General features: G+C 64.2%; 20 protein-coding genes. 8 read left to right on the top strand and 12 right to left on the bottom strand.

Annotated features, from left to right (window positions below; translation table 11 throughout):
* Positions 1-11: 11 nt before the first annotated feature.
* Together ACB031_RS10015 and ACB031_RS10010 are read left to right on the top strand one after the other, a co-directional pair.
* Positions 12-665 carry a transcriptional regulator gene (locus tag ACB031_RS10015; protein ID WP_005299461.1) on the top strand — a complete coding sequence of 218 codons (654 nt, stop codon included), beginning with the start codon at positions 12-14 and terminating at the stop codon, positions 663-665.
* A 142-nt stretch (positions 666-807) separates the two neighbouring features.
* Entirely contained in the window at positions 808-1,395 is a 588-nt protein-coding gene (locus ACB031_RS10010) for a histidine phosphatase family protein (RefSeq protein ID WP_371139481.1), read from the top strand.
* A 57-nt stretch (positions 1,396-1,452) separates the two neighbouring features.
* On the opposite strand, the gene ACB031_RS10005 is transcribed toward ACB031_RS10010, so the two are convergent.
* The gene (locus tag ACB031_RS10005) at positions 1,453-2,130 is read right to left on the bottom strand and encodes an HNH endonuclease (protein WP_371139480.1); all 678 of its coding nucleotides are present in this window, start codon (positions 2,128-2,130) and stop codon (positions 1,453-1,455) included.
* Positions 2,131-2,479: 349 nt separating this feature from the next.
* Here ACB031_RS10005 and ACB031_RS10000 point away from each other — a divergent pair, with 349 nt between their 5' ends.
* Positions 2,480-2,848, top strand: a complete 369-nt coding sequence (locus ACB031_RS10000; RefSeq protein ID WP_371139479.1) for a VOC family protein — start codon at positions 2,480-2,482, stop codon at positions 2,846-2,848.
* 123 nt (positions 2,849-2,971) lie between these two features.
* Here ACB031_RS10000 and ACB031_RS09995 read toward each other — a convergent pair whose 3' ends face one another.
* Positions 2,972-4,555 (bottom strand): alpha/beta hydrolase, encoded by a 1,584-nt coding sequence (locus ACB031_RS09995; RefSeq protein WP_371139478.1) that lies wholly within the window; start codon positions 4,553-4,555, stop codon positions 2,972-2,974.
* A gap of 471 nt (positions 4,556-5,026) precedes the next feature.
* Between ACB031_RS09995 and rluF the strand changes: the two genes are divergently transcribed.
* Entirely contained in the window at positions 5,027-6,061 is a 1,035-nt protein-coding gene (gene rluF / locus ACB031_RS09990; RefSeq protein ID WP_126882117.1) for a 23S rRNA pseudouridine(2604) synthase RluF, read from the top strand.
* 76 nt (positions 6,062-6,137) lie between these two features.
* Here rluF and ACB031_RS09985 read toward each other — a convergent pair whose 3' ends face one another.
* The 3 genes from ACB031_RS09985 to ACB031_RS09975 all read right to left on the bottom strand — a co-directional run bounded on the left by ACB031_RS09985 (position 6,138) and on the right by ACB031_RS09975 (position 10,079).
* Positions 6,138-8,018 (bottom strand): exotoxin A binding domain-containing protein, encoded by a 1,881-nt coding sequence (locus tag ACB031_RS09985; RefSeq protein ID WP_371139680.1) that lies wholly within the window; start codon positions 8,016-8,018, stop codon positions 6,138-6,140.
* A gap of 344 nt (positions 8,019-8,362) precedes the next feature.
* On the bottom strand, positions 8,363-9,583 hold the full coding sequence (locus ACB031_RS09980) for a cyanate transporter (RefSeq protein WP_371139477.1): 1,221 nt from the start codon (positions 9,581-9,583) through the stop codon (positions 8,363-8,365).
* Positions 9,576-10,079 carry a nucleoside deaminase gene (locus tag ACB031_RS09975; RefSeq protein ID WP_371139476.1) on the bottom strand — a complete coding sequence of 168 codons (504 nt, stop codon included), beginning with the start codon at positions 10,077-10,079 and terminating at the stop codon, positions 9,576-9,578. Before ACB031_RS09975 ends, ACB031_RS09980 begins: the two co-directional genes overlap by 8 nt.
* A 110-nt stretch (positions 10,080-10,189) precedes the next feature.
* Between ACB031_RS09975 and ACB031_RS09970 the strand changes: the two genes are divergently transcribed.
* Positions 10,190-11,038: a LysR family transcriptional regulator gene (locus tag ACB031_RS09970; protein WP_371139475.1), complete on the top strand. Its 849-nt coding sequence runs from the start codon at positions 10,190-10,192 to the stop codon at positions 11,036-11,038.
* Positions 11,039-11,060: 22 nt separating this feature from the next.
* On the opposite strand, the gene ACB031_RS09965 is transcribed toward ACB031_RS09970, so the two are convergent.
* From ACB031_RS09965 to ACB031_RS09940, 6 genes are all read right to left on the bottom strand, one after another.
* Positions 11,061-12,260 carry an MFS transporter gene (locus ACB031_RS09965; protein WP_371139474.1) on the bottom strand — a complete coding sequence of 400 codons (1,200 nt, stop codon included), beginning with the start codon at positions 12,258-12,260 and terminating at the stop codon, positions 11,061-11,063.
* A 109-nt stretch (positions 12,261-12,369) separates the two neighbouring features.
* On the bottom strand, positions 12,370-12,837 hold the full coding sequence (locus ACB031_RS09960; RefSeq protein WP_371139473.1) for a GyrI-like domain-containing protein: 468 nt from the start codon (positions 12,835-12,837) through the stop codon (positions 12,370-12,372).
* A 40-nt stretch (positions 12,838-12,877) separates the two neighbouring features.
* Positions 12,878-13,033, bottom strand: a complete 156-nt coding sequence (rsmS, locus tag ACB031_RS09955; protein WP_005299504.1) for a pleiotropic regulatory protein RsmS — start codon at positions 13,031-13,033, stop codon at positions 12,878-12,880.
* Between the two features lie 81 nt (positions 13,034-13,114).
* The gene (locus tag ACB031_RS09950; protein ID WP_017781751.1) at positions 13,115-13,585 is read right to left on the bottom strand and encodes an acyl-CoA thioesterase; all 471 of its coding nucleotides are present in this window, start codon (positions 13,583-13,585) and stop codon (positions 13,115-13,117) included.
* Between the two features lie 20 nt (positions 13,586-13,605).
* Complete coding sequence (locus ACB031_RS09945) at positions 13,606-13,905, bottom strand: hypothetical protein (protein WP_371139472.1); 300 nt, start codon at positions 13,903-13,905, stop codon at positions 13,606-13,608.
* Positions 13,902-14,753, bottom strand: a complete 852-nt coding sequence (locus tag ACB031_RS09940) for a DMT family transporter (RefSeq protein WP_371139471.1) — start codon at positions 14,751-14,753, stop codon at positions 13,902-13,904. The genes ACB031_RS09945 and ACB031_RS09940 overlap by 4 nt, the downstream gene beginning before the upstream one ends.
* A gap of 62 nt (positions 14,754-14,815) precedes the next feature.
* Between ACB031_RS09940 and ACB031_RS09935 the strand changes: the two genes are divergently transcribed.
* From ACB031_RS09935 to ACB031_RS09925, 3 genes are all read left to right on the top strand, one after another.
* Positions 14,816-15,466, top strand: coding sequence for a tellurite resistance TerB family protein (locus ACB031_RS09935; protein WP_371139470.1), 651 nt, complete (start codon positions 14,816-14,818; stop codon positions 15,464-15,466).
* A gap of 229 nt (positions 15,467-15,695) precedes the next feature.
* Positions 15,696-16,154 (top strand): N-acetyltransferase family protein, encoded by a 459-nt coding sequence (locus tag ACB031_RS09930; RefSeq protein WP_371139469.1) that lies wholly within the window; start codon positions 15,696-15,698, stop codon positions 16,152-16,154.
* 372 nt (positions 16,155-16,526) lie between these two features.
* A complete protein-coding gene (locus ACB031_RS09925; RefSeq protein WP_336290410.1) occupies positions 16,527-16,907 on the top strand; it encodes a DUF4354 family protein in 381 nt (126 codons plus the stop codon).
* Between the two features lie 96 nt (positions 16,908-17,003).
* Here the strand turns inward: ACB031_RS09925 and ACB031_RS09920 are convergent, their stop codons facing one another.
* Positions 17,004-18,431: a PLP-dependent aminotransferase family protein gene (locus ACB031_RS09920; RefSeq protein WP_371139468.1), complete on the bottom strand. Its 1,428-nt coding sequence runs from the start codon at positions 18,429-18,431 to the stop codon at positions 17,004-17,006.
* Positions 18,432-18,451: the final 20 nt, after the last annotated feature.

Genomic DNA, 18,451 nt, shown 5'->3' with positions numbered 1-18,451 from the left:
AAGGTTTCAATGTGAAGCTGCAAGAGCTGAGTCAGACCGATTTCGAGATCCTCAAGGCGATGGAGATCATCGTGGACGGCATCGCCGCCATGTATGGTCAGCACACCGAGGTGCTGCTGCACAGCCTGGATGCGCGCAATCCGTCGATCATCAAGATTGCCAACGGCCATATCACCGGGCGCAGCGTCGGAGCCCCCATCACCAACCTGGCGATGATGAAACTCAAGAGCGGGCAGGATATCTCCAGCCCCTACATGACCAAATGCGCCACCGGCAAGACGCTGCGCTCGCTCACCACCGTCATTCGCAATGGCGAGGGGCAGGCCATCGGTCTGCTCTGCATCAACACCGACATGGATGCCCCGCTGCAATCCGTGCTGCGCACCATGATGCCGGAGTGTCTGCACGGCCACGATGGTCACGCCACCCCGGAGGTGTTTGCCCGCAACATCGACGAGGCCCTCAACAGCACCATCGATACCGTCAGTGCCGAGGTGCGCGGCAACGAGGCGGTACCCCCGTCCCAGAAGACCCGGGTCATGGTCAACCAGCTGCACGAGCTCGGCATCTTCGAGCTCAAAGACAGTGCCCAGATCGCCGCCCGCCAGCTCGGCATCTCGGTTCACTCCATCTACCGCTATCTGCGGGAGATCAAGAAGGGCTGAGCGCGGCGCCTGCCGGCATAAACGGGTCACCATTGACCCGTTTTGTTTTTTTCTTTCCCCCGTCTGTGCCTTGGCTGCCCCGGCACATCTGCTACCATGCCTCTCTTGTTTTTGTTATCTCGTTGAACCTGCTGGAGAAACCATGTCCCGTACCCTCTATCTGCTGCGCCACGGCCAGACCCGTTACAACGCCGAACTGCGACTGCAGGGGCGCTGCAACTCCGAACTGACCGCCAAGGGCGAAGCCCAGGCCCTCGCCATGGGGGCCCGTCTGGCCACGCTGCTGACCGAGCCCGCCGACTGGACCATTTACGCCAGCCCCCTCGGCCGGGCGCGCCAGACCGCGGAGCGGGTGTGCCAGCAGCTTGGCTTGGACCAAGCGCGTATCGTCTGGGACGAACGGCTGGTGGAGCTGGGGATGGGGGAGTGGGAGAGTCGCCGGGTGCCCGAGCTGCTGGCGGCTTACCCCGAGCTGGATCTGGAGCAGCCAGACTGGTATCTGCAGGCCCCAGAGGGGGAGAGTTTTCAGAGCATTCAAGGCCGGGCCCTGAGCTGGCTGCAGGATGAGCAGATCGCCGAGCGCGCCATCGTGGTCTCTCACGGCCTGTTCGGCGCCATGCTGCGCGGCGCCTATGCGGATCTGGACTACACCACCACCTGGCTGCAGGAGCTGCCGCAAGATGCCTTCTTCAAACTGAGCGGCGGCCACATCGAGCGGATCCCCTGCTGACCCCGACCAAAACGGCTCGCCAATGGCGAGCCGTTTTTTATGAGTGAAGAAGGCGCGTTATTCTCGTACCAGTCTGGGTAGCGCCTGGTAAAGGGCCTCACGTTTTTGTGCTTGGTTGACGCCATAGTGCAGCTCACGGTGGCAATTAGGGCAGAGCGCCACCGTATTGCTGATGGTATCCGAACCCCCTTCTGCGAGTGTGCGCAGATGATGCACCTCTAAAAAGGCCTCCCCCGTGGTGGCATGAAAAGGGGCTGGTTGTGCGCAGCTTTCGCAATGGCCCGCCGCCGTCATCAATACCCAAGCTTTCACCTTTGGATCTCGCCCATAGCCAGGACTGGCCCCATAACGCTGCTCTGGTTCTTGAATGCCCGTCGGCATGGGGAGTGTTGGCTTGGTCTGGTAGCGGCTCACTTGATGCTCAAAGGCAGCCTTGCCGGTATAGGGTTGGCCATCGAGTTCACAGAGCAGGCGCTCTATGATGGGGGCATTGTGGGGGCCCACGTTCTTAGCCGGCTTGAGACCTGATACCCAGATTCGTCCTAGCAGGGCGCAGATATAGGAGATGTTCTGCATTCGATATTCGAATGCCTTCTCGGTGCGGCCAAACTGGTTAGCGAGCTCGGTGTAATAGCGCTTTTTGACGAAGGGGATGCCATTTTGCTCCATGGTGCGCATCGCCAGATAGGCGCTGACCGTCGCCCTTAGTTCCTCTTCTGTCCATGACTCGCGCAAAACTGGTTCCTCAGCCCTGTTTCTCGGTCGCCCTGAGCCCCGACATGATCGGGATGGCCCCATCCGAGTTACCTGATATGGCGCGCATCTTAATCCAATCGACACCTTATTTCAGCTGTGTCGGTACAATAATGTGTTCATCATCAACCAATTACGTTAGTTGTGGCCTGTAAGAGACTTATCATACGCAGTGATCAGGCCACCGCCGCCTTCACTCAGCTAGCGGCTTTGCTCGGCCATCTTTGCACCATTCGGCACAGTTGATTGGTAGACAATTGGGTATGATGAGGGTGCCCACAGATTAGTCTGTCGGGCTAGCGCTATCGACATACATCAGCCAGGAGGGGACATGATCAGCCATATCGACCATCTGGTATTGACGGTCAGTGACATCGAGCGGGCCGTCGCGTTTTACAGCTCAGTGCTCAACATGGAAGCCATCACCTTTGGGGCAGGGCGCCGGGCCCTGCGCTTTGGCAACCAGAAGATCAATCTGCAACTGCTGGGGCAGGAGTCGCGCAACCGGGCGCAGGTGGGCTCGGGGGATCTCTGCCTCATCACCCGCTGGCCGCTGGATCAGGTCATCGCCCAGCTCCATTGCCACGGGGTGGAGATAGTGGAGGGGCCGGTGACCAAGAGCGGGGCCTGCGGCCCCATCGAGTCGGTCTACTGCCTGGATCCGGATCAAAACCTGATTGAGATCAGCCGCTATCCCTGATGGCGCTTGGTATCGGGTGATTGACGGTGGATACCGTTCTGCCGGGGCGATTGGGGCAAGTGGTGAGAGGCCCCGCGCTGGCCCTATCTTGACACACAGCCGCAACGGGTCCTGGCCAGTGCCCTAGAAGGGAGCCTCGTTCTCCTGCGCATCCTGTAGAAACTGTTCCCGCTCTGCCTGATAGGCGGCCTCGTCTTCGCTGTCCCAGACCGGGGTTGGCTGTTTGCCGGCCGGCGGTTGGGCAGGCGCTGTCAGCGTCTCTATCACCTTCTGCTGCAGATAGGGGAAGAAGGGGTTGGAGGAGGTGCGGGTGAGGGCGCCGGGGTTGACGATCAGCACCCCGCGCTCACCGCGCAGGGCCAACCCCCCCAAATTGATGCCGTATTGCTCGCGCTGTTCGGGCCGTGGCGCCATACCATAGAGGGGGTCATCCATCGGGAAGGGCAGGGCCACGTGGGAGAGGGAGTAGATCTCCCTGGGGTAGTCGATGTCGAGAGGCTGGATCTGCTCAGGCCCACCGCCGGCCGGCAAGCTGCTGGCCTGGGTGCGGGTGCTGGCGGGAGCCTGATTGCCCACCACTGTCAGCCGGTAGGAGAGCGGCGGGCGCGGCAGCAGGTGGCTCAGCGCCAGCTCGGAGGCGCTGCTCAGCAGCGGGCCGAACAGGGTGCCGCGGTTGATGTCGAACAGCACCAGCTCGCTGCCGTTGGCAGGCAGGAAGTGATAGAGATCGGCGATGATAGAGCGGGTACTGACGGTGTAGTCCATCACCGACTGGAAGGTGAGGGTGGGCGGGAAGGCCGCGAGTGTGCCGCTGGCAGCCTGCTCACGCACCTGCTGCTGGATGACGTGGGTCAGCCGGTAGGACTGGCGTGCGCCGTTGACCGGAAACGAGTTGTATTTGAAGGGGTTGAACTCCGGCATGGTGTCGAGCCAAGCGGCGCTGGCAAAGGCGGGCAGCAGGGCGGGCACCGCCTTGAGGCCGGCGAAGCGGGCAAAGCGGGTCACCCCTATCATGGGGGAGATGAGCACCAGTCGATCGGGCCTTGCCAGTGCCCCTCTCTTGTCACCTTCCGCATCGAGCGCATATTTCACCGCCAGCGCGCCGCCGTTGGAAAACCCCACCAGATGCAGCGGCAGCGGGCTTGGCGCCAGCACTTTGGCTTCGCGCACCGCCAGCCGGGTGGCGGCCAGCCAGGTCTCCCAGTCGATATCGACCAGCCCGGCCGGCACGGTACCGTGGCCCGGAATGCGCAGCCCCAGGGCGATGAAGCCCTGCTCGCGGTAGCGCTGGGCCAGGTGGCGCAGGCTGTAGGGGGAGTCGGTCAAACCGTGCAGGAACACCGCCACCCCTTTCACCTCGCCGCTTGGCCGCAGCAGATAGGAGCGGTTCCAGTCAGTTTCGAAATGAGCCGGATTGATGGGGGCATCCTGATAGTAGCGATTGCTGTCGAGCTGCTGCTCCGGCGGCGTTCTGGCGATCACTTCCTTGGTCACCAGCTCGAACAGCTGCTGCTCGTGGGCCAGATAGGCCTGCCAGTCGCTGCCATCGAGCTGCTCGGCGCTGAGCTCGGGCGGCACCAGGGTGTGCCAGGGTTGCAGCGGTTCGGCCTGCCAGGCGAAGTAGGCGATCAGGGCCCAGCCGAGCAGCAGCAAGCCCAGCAGGCTGAGAAGAAGGCGGCGAACGAGGCGGCGGGTGCGAGCCAGCATGGGCGAGTCCTTGGCACTGATAAAAGAGAGGCGGCCCCGCGTCCACGGCAGCCGTACTAAAGCTCGAAAGCTGGCTTAAAGCCTAAGGGAAACAAGATGATAAGTACAGGCAGCAGGCCGGGATGAGGTTAATGAGGGGCGCCAGGGGGGGAGGCATTGGGCATTGTCAGGTCTGGGGATAAGGCGCTTTCATGGCGGCACTTGCCGCCTGCTGCGCCGTTTATATGGAGACGCATGGCGCACCGTTTTGGCGTGACGCGGCGCGCATTTTGCGGGAAGCGGGAGGGGGCGGGTGCAACTATCCTGCGTGTGCGGCAGAGCAATGTGCTAATGTGCCGGCGTTTTTTGCTGACAAGGCCGACCTCGGCCGGTTTTAAAGATGGAGTGATATGCACAATTTTGACCTGGTGAGCCGGCCATCCCGCGCTCTGATGAGACATGCGCAGGCCGTGGGCCGCTGGCAGGTGACCCATGCTGGCTGATGAATCCATGCGTCTGAACAAATACATCAGCGAGAGCGGCATCTGCTCGCGTCGCGAGGCCGATCGCTTCATCGAGCAGGGCAGTGTCTTCATCAACGGCAAGCGGGCCGGGGTGGGGGATCAGGTGTTTGCCGGGGATCTGGTCAAGGTCAACGGCCAGGTGATCGAGCCGCGCGAGGCGGACAGCCTGGTCTTCATCGCCCTCAACAAGCCGGTGGGCATCGTCTCCACCACAGAGGCGGGGGAGAAGGACAACATCGTCGACTTCGTCAACCACAGCACCCGCATCTTCCCCATCGGCCGGCTCGACAAGGACTCCCAGGGGCTCATCTTCCTCACCAACCACGGCGATCTGGTCAACAAGATCCTGCGGGCGGGCAACGATCACGAGAAAGAGTATCTGGTGACCGTCGACAAGCCTGTGACCGACGAGTTTATTCGGGGCATGAGCGCCGGGGTGCCGATCCTCGGCACCGTCACCAAGAAGTGCAAGGTGAAGAAAGAGGCGCCGTTCGTGTTTCGCATCACCCTGGTGCAGGGGCTGAACCGCCAGATCCGCCGCATGTGCGAGCACTTCGGCTTCGAGGTGACCAAGCTCGAGCGTATCCGCATCATGAATGTCAGCCTCAAGGGGCTGCCGGTGGGCGAGTGGCGCGATCTCGACGGTGACGAGCTGATCGAGCTGTTCAAGCTGATTGAGGACTCCTCCTCCGAGGTGAAACCGGCCAAGGGGGCGCAACCGGCCAATGCTCAGGGTGGCAAACCCAAGGCGCCTGCGGTGCAAGGCGGCAAGTCGGCACCGGGCAAGAAGCCACGGCGCGACGACGATCACGAGATTGGTGGCCGCCCCAACGTGCCGGGCCCGGAGGCGTTCGAGAAACGGACCCCGGCAGGCAAGGGGGCTGCGGGCAAAGGCGGCTCGGCCAAAGGGAGCGCAGGCAAAGGCGCCCCGAACAAGGGGGCCAAACCGGCCGCCGGCAAGCCGCGCGCCGGTCAGGGTGGGCGACAGAAGAAGGGGCGCTAGGCGCCCTCTCACTCCCCGCGTTGACAGTAAAAAACACCGGCCACAGGCCGGTGTTTTTGTATCGATGAACCGCGATTCAGAGGTCTTCGCGGGGCTGGGTGGTGTAATCAGGCAAGCTGCTGATGGCGCTCTCTTCCTGCGGCACGCTGGCAGGGTCAAGATCGCCGCCGACATTGCGTGGATCGGTCGGTATGGTGGAGGGGATCACCACCGCCTGCTCCGCCAGCCGCCAACCCAGAATGGTTTCCAGGCGGCCGCCTTCCTCTTCCGGTCCTGTGATGGCCTCCAGCTGCAGCGGCAGGGGGTGACCAATCAGGCGACCGACCTCATCGACGGCGCCGGGATCGGCCAGGGTCTGCTGGGTCGCGTAGAGGCGGGACAGTGCGGCGCGCGGCACATACACCCGCAGCAGCACGCCATTGCGGATGCGGCCACGGGCATCCGCTTCCTGATCCTGGGCGTAACCGTAGGCGAGGGCCGGATCGCCGGCGACATAGAAGCCTTGCCAGGGGGCGATGGAGGATTGATCCCGTTCATGCACCCCCTCAAACACTATGCTGTGGGCGGCTTCGAGGAAGGTGCCGTGATAACCGACGAAGAGATAACCGCGCGCCAGCAGCTGGCGATGGGCCTGCTCCAGGCGGGTCACCGACCAGTTGCGAGTACCGGCCGTGCTGAAGCTGACCTCGTCCCCGTCACCCAGGAAGCTGGCACCATTCGGATAGTCCCGCTCCTGCAGGGCATCGGCGCTGTCGGCTGGCGCCAGGCAGTTGAGATCGGCGGCGGGGCAGGTGAGATTGACCACGTCGGCGCTGGCGGCCTGCTCTTGGCTATTGCCCGCCTGCTGGTGGCTGAAGGCATCGCTCTGGGCGGCCGCCATGCTCAGGGCCAGCCGTGCCTGGGCCGGGTTTTCCCGAATGGCTTGCGCCAGCTGCCCTCGTGGCGTTGAGCCATCCTCTGGCGTGGTGTTGGCCAGCGCCTGGGTGATCACGGTATCAAGCTGGGACCATGGCAGGCGGGTCAGCAGATAGAGGGTGACGAGATTGTGGACCGGATAGCCGCACTGGCTGAGCTCTTCCCAGCCTCTGGGCTGACGGCTTCTGGCCAGGGATTCAAGGGGGATGGCGCAAACCTGATGGGTGGTGAGGGCCGCCAGACCGTCTCCCTTGGCAAAGTGCAGACGATGACTGATGGCGGTCGGTACGATATGGGTGTCGTGAGAGGCGGGTGCGCCGGCCAATACCCGGTAGACCTTGCCTTCCCAGGTATCACCCAGGTTGCAGGTGCGCTGCGACAGGTAGTTGTAGACCGCATCCAGCGGATCCAGCAGGCACAACACCTTGCCGGTGTGCCACTCGCTCCAGCGCTTCTGACGACTGTGCTGGGTGGGCGCCGCCACGAAGCCGACCCCGGCCGCACTGAGGGTGAGGCTGCGATTGATCTCGTTGTTTTCCACGTGCCTGACGAAGAGCGTCGAGTTGCTGGCCATGGTGCGCAGCAGGTCATCGCTCACTTCGATGCTGTAGATGGGGGAGATATGGCTCACCTCGGATCCTGCATCCAGCTCGTGGAAGAAGACCTTGATGCTGGCGGGGGCATCGTCGCCGACGGGAACCAGCCAGTGCAGCGACCAGTTGCCGCGCCCCTGGCGGGTATAGCTGTAGGTGCGTGGGCCCTTGCCCGCGGTGGCGCTGGTCAGGGTGATGGTGGTGCCATCCGTGCGCAGGGTCAGCGCATTGCCGAGGGCCAGTTTGAGGCTGTCTCCCCCTTCCTCCAATACCATGGAGTAGTGCAGTACCCCGGATCCGGCCTGTTCACCCAGCAGGCTGGCGACATCGAGCTGGCTGGCGCGCACCCCCTGGGCTAGATCCAGGGTGCAGCGGGTGGCGCACTCCTGCCACAGGTTGAATGACTCGTTGGCCATGACCGGTGAGATGGCACCGCCTAGCATGGCCAAGCCACCGAGTAGAGAAGCCCATTTTGTGTTTGTCTGCATGTGATTTCCTTTGTGTGATAGCAAAGCCACTGGCGCGTGGCGCTCTCCTCCCTGATGAATACAGCCTCTTCCCTGTCAGACGAAACGAGATTAATTCTCGTCTGAGTGCCTTACCTTAATGGGCTCATATGGCAGCACAACCCTCCATATGGGAAGGTTTAATATGTTATAAATCAGATGGATATGTAGTTTTTTGCTGATGATTTGCTCAGCTGGCCCGATACCGGAAAGCGAGCAAAGGATGGGAAGGAATAGCAGGGGGGTGAGCTCGCCTCCTCATTCGGGAAAGAGGAGGCGAGCGCAGATCAGTTGATGGGGGCAGGAGCAGGAGAGGCTGTGGCCAGCTTCATGGCACGCGGGTAGCGGCGCGGATCCAGTCGCAGCACCAGCAGGCTCATCAACACCAGGCCGGCGAGCTGCCACTGCCAGGCGGCGGCGAAGTCACCGCTCAGGTGATGCAGGCGGGCCGCTACCCAGGGGCCGGTGGCCGCCAGCATGAAGCCGAACCCCTGCATCAGGGCGCTGAGGGTGCCGGCGCGGCGCGGATCCGGCAGGTGATCCAGCGCGATGACCATGATGAGGGAGAAGCTGCCGCCAAGCCCGGCGCCGCACAGCATGCACCAGAGGATGGGGGCGGCCGTCGGCGCCAACCAGAGGCCGCCAAAGCCTACTAGTTGCATGGCGATGGCCAATCCCATCCAGGGGCGGCGGTCGAGCCGGCGGGCGGCCAGCAGCGGCAGGCCGAGGCCGCTCATGGTCTGGGCCAGTGCCAGCCAGGCCACTAGCTCGCCCCCCTGCTGGGGGCTCCAGCCCTGCGCCATGTAGGCCGGCGCCAGCCAGGCCACCACGATGCCGTAACCGCTGTTGATGATGCCAAAGCAGCTTATCAGCAGCCAGCTGCGGGGCAGGCTGATGAGGCGCTGCTCGCCGCCGCTGGATACCGCCACCGGCGCTGCGGGCAGCCGTACCCGCCAGCCGAGCCAGCCCATGGCCAGCAGCACCGGCAGGCTCCACAGCGCCAGCGCCTGGGACCAGTCGAGCCGGGCGGCGAGCTGCGGGGTGAGGCTGGCACCCAGCGCCCCGCCCCCCATCATGCAGGCCGAGAAGATGCCCATTACCAGCGGCACCTTCTGCGCAAATGCCTGCTTGATGAGGCCGGGCAATACCCCCTGCACCAGGGCCGAGCCCAGCCCGCAGAGGGCGGCGCTGGCGATGAGCAGGGCGCCGCTGGCTGCCTCCAAGCGCATGGCGCTGCCCATTCCCAGCAGCAGCAGGGCCGCCCCCAGCAACTGGCGCGGCCCGCTGCGACTGCGCAGGGCCGGGGTGAGCAACACGCCGCCGCCGATGAGCCAGAGCGGCAGCAGAGTCAGCCAGGCCAGGGTGTCCATGCCAAGCCCGAGCGCCTCGGCAATGTCGCGGCTCAGGGGGCCGATGGCGGTGAGAAACGGCCGCAGGTTGAGCCCGATCAGGATCACCAGCACCAGCAGGGCCTGCTGCTGGCGCGTATCGATGCGGGCCTCAAGCATGACTTTGTGCACCATAGAGCTCGGCGGCGGCCAGCGGGCTCGGCAGCTTGATAAGCGGCAGTGGGGCTGGCGCGAGGGGCAGGGCCAGCTTGTGGTAGGCGGCCGTGCTGTCAAAGCCGAACGGGGCTGCATCCTCGTTATCGAAGGCGTAATAGACGGCGGCGATGCCGTTCATCACCAGGGCGCTCAGGCACATGGGGCAGGGGTGACCGCTGGCGTAGACGATGGCACCCGCCAGCGGCCCGACCTGGCTGGCCTGGCGCAGGGCTTCCAGTTCGGCGTGGCGGGTGGGGTCGCCATCCTGGTGCATGGCGTTGACGGCGCTGGTCACCAGCTGGTTGCCTTGTACCAGCAGGGCGGCAAAGGGTCTGCCCCCCTGCTGGCGGTTATGGAGGGCCAGTTGCAGCGCCTGCTCCAGCCACTCCTGATGAGTGGGGTTGGTGGTGAGCGAGGCGATCAGGCGTGAGCCGGCGGGTTCGACAAGGGAGTGGGGCATGGCGGATCCTCGAGGCAAGGGAATGGGAGGAGACCAGCCTAGCGGGGAAGCCAGTCATGGGGAAATTAAATGATAGAATGGCATGCAGTGGTTTTGTAAATGGAGTCACCATGCTGGATCCCCTCTTGCTGCGCAGCTTTGTCGCCATCGTCGACAGCGGCAGTTTTACCCGCGCCGGTGAACGGGTGCACCTCACCCAGTCCACCATCAGCCAGCAGATGCGGCGGCTCGAGCAGCAGCTCGGCTGCCCGCTGCTGGACCGCTCCGGTCGCCAGGTGGTGACCACGGCAGAGGGGGAGAAGCTGCTGGGGCTGGCCCGCAGCATCCTGGCCTTGCTGGCCCGGGCCGAGGAGCAGGTGGCCGAGGCCAGCCTGCAGCTGAGCCTGGGAGTGCCGGAGGATTTTGCCGCCGGTGCCATCGCCCCTGTGCTGGCGGCCTTTGCCCGCGATTACCCGCAGGTGCGGCTGGAGGTGCACAGCGGCCTCAGCCACGAGATCTGGCAACGCTTCGAGGCTGGCGAACTGGACTTGGCGCTGGTCAAACAGGCGCGGGGACAGGGGGCGCCGCGCGCCTGCTGGCGCGAGCCGCTGGCCTGGGTCGACAGTCGTGCCTGGCCCGCCAGCGAGCGGGATCCCCTGCCGCTGGTGGTGTTCCCGAGCGAAGGGCTCTATCGGCGGCAGCTGACCGAGGTACTCGACGTTCTGGGGCGGCGGTGGCGCATCGCCTACGTCAGCGCCAGCCTGGCCAGCCTGCAGGGGGCGGTGAGCACCGGGATCGGGGTCAGCTTGCTGCCCCGGCGCCTGCTGCAGCCGGATCAGCAGGAGCTGACCCACTGGCCGGCGGTGGCGCCGGTGGAGCTGGCGCTGCACCTGGGGGCGGAGCGCGGCGAGCCGCTCACGCGCCTTAGCGAGGCCCTCATCAGCCTGTGTGATCGGGTGATGGGGCCCGCGGAGGGTTGAGGGAGCGTAGGTAGGGGCCTGCTTAGCGCACCCTGGTGCGCACGATGAGCAGGGTGATGAGCGCCAGGGTGAAGACGAGCGGGGCCCAGGCGCCGTGATGGCTCACCAGGGTGGCGCCAGCGGCGGCCACCCCGGCTACCCCTTGCTGCAGGAAGCCGCACAGGGCCATGGCATAGGCGCCGTGCTCGCGGCCATCGCTCACCGCCAACGCCATGCTGTTGGGAAAGAGCACCGCCTGCCCGAAGATGATGAGGCAGTAGCAGGTCATCATGGCCACCAAGCCAACGCTGCCCTGCAGGGCGCCCAGTGCCCAGAGCAGCAGCATGCCGCCGGCCGCCAGCAGTATGAGCGCGGCCCCCTGGCGCATCAGCTGACGGCCTCCCACCCGGGCGACCCGCCGGTTGACCGTCATGGCGCCGGCGAAGTAGGCGACCCCGATCAGCAACCCCAGGCTGCCGAAGGTGGTGACCTCGAGGGCAAACCCCTGCTGCAGCACGAAGGGGCTCACCTCCTGCAGGGTTACCGTGATGGCAAAGCCGATGCCACCGACGCAGGCCGGCCAGAAAAAGCCGGGGCGGCGCAGCAGGCTGGCGTAACGGGCCCACATGCCGCCGCTCGCCGCCGCCGGATTGGGCCCCTGCAGCGGCAGGCTGCTCATCAAGAGCAGCGCCAGCACGCCGACCCCGGCCATCAGCACGAACCCCAGCTGCCAATGGGCATAACGGCTGATGAGGCCGCCTATCCACTGACCGCCGCCGAGGGCGGTGATGAAGGCGATGGAAAGTACCGAGAGGCGGCGCGCCAGCTCATCGCCGTGCCAGTGATCCCGTACCAGGATGCGGGCGATGATGGCCGCCCCGCCGGCCGCCACCCCTTGCAGGGTGCGCAGGATCAAGAGCAGCGGCCCCTGGCTGGTGGTGGCCAGCAGCAGGCTGAGGCCGACAAACAGCAAGAGTGACAGGGCGAGGGGCAGCCGGCGACCGTAGCGATCGGCGGCGGCGCCCCAGAACAGCACCGGCAGGGCGGCGCCGATGACGAACAGCGAGATGGAGAGTTCGGCCCCCTGCCGGGTCATGGCGAGATCCGTCATCACCATGGGCAGGGAGGGGAGGTAAACGGTGGTGGCCATCTGGGCCATGAAGACGATGAGGCAGGCCAGCGTCATGATGCGGGCGGAGCGGCTCCAAAGACCAGCCTGGTCGAGACATTCCTGGTTATCCATAACAACTCTCGGGCAGTAGGGGTGCCATATCCTTGCACTGCCCGTGCGCCGAGTCAGCCCCTCGTCTGGGTTAAACCTGGCCGGTTTATCAGGGCAGAGCGCGGTATGCTCAGGCGATGGCCTGGCGCGGCAGCACGGCGAGCCAGAGTTCGACCTCGCCGCTGCCGGTGTCCGGGTCAAAGGCGGCGCCATAGCGCTCGAAATCGGGCTGGTGGGCCGACTGGTAAGCGGACTGCGCCAGCCACTCCAGCGCCAGCTGCCAGGTGTGCGGCATGGTCGAGACATGCCCCTGATGCAGGAAGACGGCATAGGTCTGGGGCTCGATGCGCATCCGCCCCAGCATCTTGGGCAGCACCTCCAGCGCGGCGACCTCTACCGCACACATGTATTCGCACTCGGTGGCGGTCACGCCGCAGATGACGCCATAGGCATGCTCGCCCAGCTGGCCCGGCAGCGGACCCAGGGCGCTGAAATCGCGCCACTGGCCGCCGAAGTCGGCGTGGGCGAAGGCATGGTGACGGCGCAGGCCGGCAAGCTGCATGGGGCGGCCGGTTTCGAAACGAACGGGATCTGTCATGACACCTCCTGTGCAGGATGGGGTGGCAGCGCTGCCGCGCTCAGCACTCCTTGCCTTCGTTGAGCTTGCGCTGATAGTCCGCGGAGACGATGGCCAGCGCCGCCAGGGCGAGGGCCGGCTCAATCCGGTTGGTCTCCAGCAGTTCGATGAGATCCACCGCGAGCTGGACCTCGGGCGGGGCAGTTTCCAATGACATGACAGACTCCGTAACGGGGAAAACGCCATTATACAGGGCCGCACCCGGATGGGGACCTGTCTGGTGTTGCGGGCAACCCGGCTAGAGGTGCTGGCGCATCTCCTGGTCGATCTGCTCGCGCAGGGCCATCAATTTGAGGGCGTACTGCTGCAGCTGCCGATCGCTCTCGTTCTGCGGTTGCCACTGGGGCACCGGGGTCGGTTTGCCGTGCTCGTCCATGGCCACGAAGATGATGATGCAGTGGGTGGTCTTGTGGCGCTCCTGCTGGGTCGGGTGGCGGCTGTAGACATCCACCGCCAGGTGCATGCTGGTGGTGCCGGTGTGGATCACCTGGGCGTGCACCTCCACCAGCTGGCCTATCTGGATGGGGCGCAGAAAGCGGATCCCCCCCACATAGACGGTCACCGCATAGCCGCCGCACCAGCCGGCGGCGCAGGCGTAACCCGCCTGATCGATCCACTTCATCACCATGCCGCCGTGCACCTTGCCGCCGAAATTCACATCGGCGGGCTCGGCCAGAAACTGCAGGGTCAGTTCGCGGGGTGGGGTCATGGGGTCTCCTTGATTGAGGGTCATTGCCGGTAGCTTTTGCGATAGGCGTCAGCCTGTTGGCAGGGGGGCAGGTTGTTGAGATCGGGCCGTTTGTTGCCCTCGCGCTGGCCGAAGCTGGCGAACTCCTGCTGGCACTTGGCGGCCTTGCCGCTCGCCTTGATGCAGGCGTCGATCCGCTGTTGCTTGCCCTGTTCGACCAGCTGTTGCTGGGCCTGCTGGCAGGCCGCATCCAGCTTGGCCTGTTTGGCATCTCTGTCCTCCACTGCGGCCAGCAGAGGGAGCGAGAGGGCACAACCGAGCAGCAATACGAGCATCTTCATGATGATTTTTCTCCTGATGGGGGGCGTCCGGCGATGACCAGGGCGATCCCCCCCAGGATGCCCAGGGTCGACAATACCAAGCGCAGCGACCAGGACTCATCCAACCAGATGAGCCCGGCCAGGGCGGCGAGCAGGGGCACCAGCAGCTGGACGCTGGCGGCCAGGGTGCGGCCAAGGTGAGGCAGCACCAGATACCAGAGCGCATAGCCAAGGCCGGAGGCCAGCGCCCCCGAGGCCAGGGCATAGCCGATGGCGGCGGGGCTGGTCTGCAACTGCCCGAACAGCAGATAGAGCAGGGCGGCCGGCAGGCTGGCGCGCAGAAAGTGGCCGGCGTTGGCGGCGACCGGGTCGGCCAAGCGTGAGGCCCGCAGGGTATAGCCGGCCCAGGCGATGCCGGCCACTATCATCAGGGCCGCCCCCAGCGGATCCGGCGCACTGAGGCCGGGCAGCAGCAACACCACCAGGCCCGCCATGGCGAGCAGCAGGCCGAGCCACTGGCGGCGGGGCAGGGGCTCCCCGCGCAGCAGGGGCGGCGCCAGCATGCTGAGCTGGACGGCGGCAAACAGCAGCAGGGCGCCGGTGCCCGCGGTCAGGGTGAGGTAGGAGAACGAGAACGCCGCGCCATAGGTGATGAGGGCCAGGGCGCCGCCCCAGTCCCCCTGGCGGGGGGATTTTTTGCGCGCGCCGCACAGCAGCACCAGCACCAGGGCGCCGCTGGTCAGGCGCAGCAGGGTGAAGAGGGCGGGATCCATCCGCTCTTCGAACAGGGCGAGCCGGCAGAGTACCGAGTTGGCGGCGAACGCCATCAGGGTCAGCAGGGTCAGCGACAGCAGGCGGGGCAGTGGCATCCATTCACCTTGAGTTCAGTGGGGCAGGTTCAGCATGGTTCACCATCCAACGAGGAGGTCCCATGAAACAAATGCTGGAGCAATTGATGGGAGCTGGCAAGGGCTGGCTCAACGAAGGTGGCGACAGCCGCAAGGCGCAGATGAAGGGGATGGCGCAAGGGGGCCTCGCCGCCGGTGCCATGGCCCTGCTGCTTGGCAACAAGAAGGTGCGCAAATATGGCGGCAAGGTGGCGGCGGTGGGCGGTGCGGCGGCCCTCGGCGGCCTGGCCTACAAGCTCTATCAGGACTGGCAGGCCCAGCAGTCTGCCCCGGCCCAGCCGACCCAACCCCTCGATACCCTGCAGGGCAATGCGCTGGATGCCAGAGCCGCGCTTCTGGTGCGCGCCATGGTGGCGGCGGCCCGGGCCGACGGCCATATCGACGCCGACGAGCGTCAGAAGATCCAGCAGTACCTGACCGAGCAGGGCCAGAGCGATGCGGCCTGCTGGATTGATGCCGAGCTGGCCCGCCCCCTGGATCCCCACGCCCTGGCGCGGGAGGTGACCGACATGGAGCTGGCCACCGAGGTCTATCTCGCCTCCCTGCTTGCCATCGACGTGGATCACTTCATGGAGCGCGGTTATCTGGACGAGCTGGCGCGCGCCCTCAAGCTCGATGAGAACCTCAAAGGCAGCATTGAGCGCCAGGTGGCCCAGCTGGATGCCCCCGCCTGACCCCCGCTCAGTACATGGATTGTCGACAAGGCCCCGTGACGGGGCCTTGTTGTTTTCAGATACCTGCCAAAGGCTGTTGCGGCACTTCTTGTCTGGCCGGGCAGCCACTATGATGGAGCCCGGGTCAAAGGGAGCAGATGAGACCGTCTCATCGCCAGGGCACGTCATCGCCAGGACACATCATCGTCAGGACACATCATCGTCAGGACACAGAGGCAAGGAGCATTCATTGGAAATACGCAAGGCACGTGAGCAGGACATAGACGCCATCCTCGAGCTGAACCGGCAGATAGGGGAGATCCACTTCGCGCAGGCGCCGCAGGTATTCTGCCCGCCATCCCCCGAGGAGCGGGCCTTTCTGCTGGCAGCCATCGTCGCCGAAGATCGCCTGTTTTGCGTGGCCGAGCAGGAGGGGGCCGTGGCAGGCTTTCTGACCGCCCGCATCGACATCAACGAGACCATCCCGTTTCTGAGCAAGGAGCCCATCTGCCGCATCGGCACTCTGGTGGTCGATGAGGGGCAGCGCTCCCGGGGGATCGGCAAGGCGCTGATCGCCCATTGCGATGAGTGGGGCAAGGCGCAGGGCGCCAGCCAGTTGCGGCTGGAGGTGATGGCATTCAACGAGCGCGCCAAGGCGCTCTACGAGAGGTTGGGGTTCAAGATGCTGTCACAGACCATGGCCAGGTAAACCAGGTTATCTCCCAAACAGAGGCCCGTTACGGGCCTCTGTTGTTTGCTCTTGGCGCCGCATTATTTTCTATCGCTCTTTGGCCATCGGTTGCCAATATTGAGTGAAACAATATTATTTTGCTGCGTTGTCATTGATAGAAAATGACAGTGCAAGTCAGGTTTGTCATATTTCAAAACAACTTGTGCAATTGTAAGTAAATGTAATTGCGCCCTTTACTCCGGGTGGGTGAAGATCATATTTTGAAAATGTACTTAACCCGACATGGTTACGATTTAATAAAGTCAATCATGGTGCCAAGTAATATTTACTGATGACCTTTCTGTTTTTTATAAGGCGGGTCTATTTACATTTTTTTATCAGGAGATTGAGATGAGAAACTCTATTGTTGCGGCCGCTCTGGTACTGGCTGGTTCCGGTTTCGCCGCCAATGCCGCAACGGTTGGGGATATCGCCGTGTATGCCACAGAAAAATCGCATGGTTCGATATCGATAGGAACCAATAACGCTTACACAAAAACCTTTGATATTGCCTTGGCCAAACTATCAGGTGGTGATATTGATTTATCAAAGGTGTGTTTGAAAGCATACGGCAGAAATAATCAGGTGTTCAACGCTGACACGGTTGATGAAGCCCTGCTGTCAGGCGTTCTCAAGCAGGGGGGAATGGTCAAGGGAATTGCTGTCTTTGCCGATAATAATGATGCTGTCCTTGACGCCACGTTGGTGAAAATATCTGACAACTGCCATTAAATGGCACTCCTTATTGATGACTGGGTAAATGCCTGTTCCCATGTGCAGGGGGCAAGCGCACTTCCCATCCGGGTCATGTGTTATTGAGTCAGACCTCTATTCACATGACGTGCCCTGTTTGAGTGTGGCGTCGATAAGCCCGGCCAGCTTGATCAGGGCCTGTTCCAACTGCTCGTTCCAGGGATGGGAGCTGTTGAGTCGCAGGCAGTGGTTGTGCAGCCCCTTGCTGGAGAAGAGGGCGCCGGGGGCCAGCGAGAAACCGCTGGCCAGCGCCCGGGCGTGCAGGGCGCGGCTGTCGAGGCGCGGGTCAAACTCGAGCCAGAGAAAGTAACCGCCATCGGGGGAGGAGATGCTCACTTCCCCCGGCAGCAGGCGCAGCAGGGCGGCCCGCATCTGCTGCTGGCGCTGGGCCAGGGTGTGGCGCAGCCGGCGAAAGTGGGCATCCACCCCGCCCTGGCGCAGCATCTCGGCCAGCGCCAGCTGGCTGGGCACATTGGTGGAGAGGGTCGACATCAACTGCAGCCGCTGCACCCGCTCGGCGTGGCGACCGGCCACCACCCAGCCGACCCGAAAGCCCGGTGCCAGACACTTTGAGAAGGAGCTGCACAGCAGGCTCTCACCCCGGGTATCCCAGTATTTGATGGGCCTTGGCCGCTCACGGCCAAAATAGACCTCGGCATAGACGTCATCCTCCACCAGCGCCACCCCGCGTCGGTTGAGCAGCGCCATCAGCGCCTGCTTGTGCTCATCCGGCATGGTGTGACCCAGCGGGTGCTGAACATTGCCCATCAGCCAGCACGCCTTGATGGGGCGCTGGGCAAGGGCCTCCTCCAGCAGGGCGAGGTCGATGCCCACCCCGGGGATCACCGGGATCTCCACCGCATTGAGCTTGAGTCGCTCGATGGCCTGCAGGGCGCCATAGAAGGTGGGGGACTCCACCACCACCCAGTCACCGGGCTCGGTCAGCACCTGCAGGCTGAGGGAGAGCGCCTCCATGGCACCGGTGGTGATGATGATCTGCTGGGGATCCACCGCCAGCCCCTCGCTGGCGTAACGCTGGGCGATGGCCCGGCGCAGCGCCTCGTTGCCGGGGGGCAGGTCTGCCACCGTGCTGAAGGGGTCGAGCCGGCGCATGCAGCTGGCCAGCGCCCGGCCGAGCTGGGGATGAGGGAACAGGGTGGGGTCGGCCACCGACATGCCAAGGGGCACCAGCCCCCGTGACTTGCTCGCCTGCAACACCTCGAACACCAGATCGTTGATGTCCACCGAGCCGCTGTAGTGCGCCTGCTGGGGCAGGCTGGCGGCAGGGCGGGAAGGTGCCGCCTTGACGTAGTAGCCGGACTGGGGGCGGGCGAGGATCCGCCCCTGGCTCTCCAGCAGCTGATAGGCCTGCAGCACCGTCATGGGGCTCAGGCCATGGGTCTTGCAGCTCTGGCGGATGGAGGGGATGCGCTCGCCGGGTTGCCACACCCCGGCTTCAATCTGCTGTTGCAGGCGGTCGGCCAGCTGACGGTAAAGGGACATGTGATGCAGTAACTGTTATA

Source organism: Aeromonas sp. S8(2024) (assembly GCF_041403085.1).
GTDB classification, from domain to species: domain Bacteria; phylum Pseudomonadota; class Gammaproteobacteria; order Enterobacterales; family Aeromonadaceae; genus Aeromonas; species Aeromonas dhakensis.
This window is presented reverse-complemented; position numbering and strand designations above follow the sequence as displayed.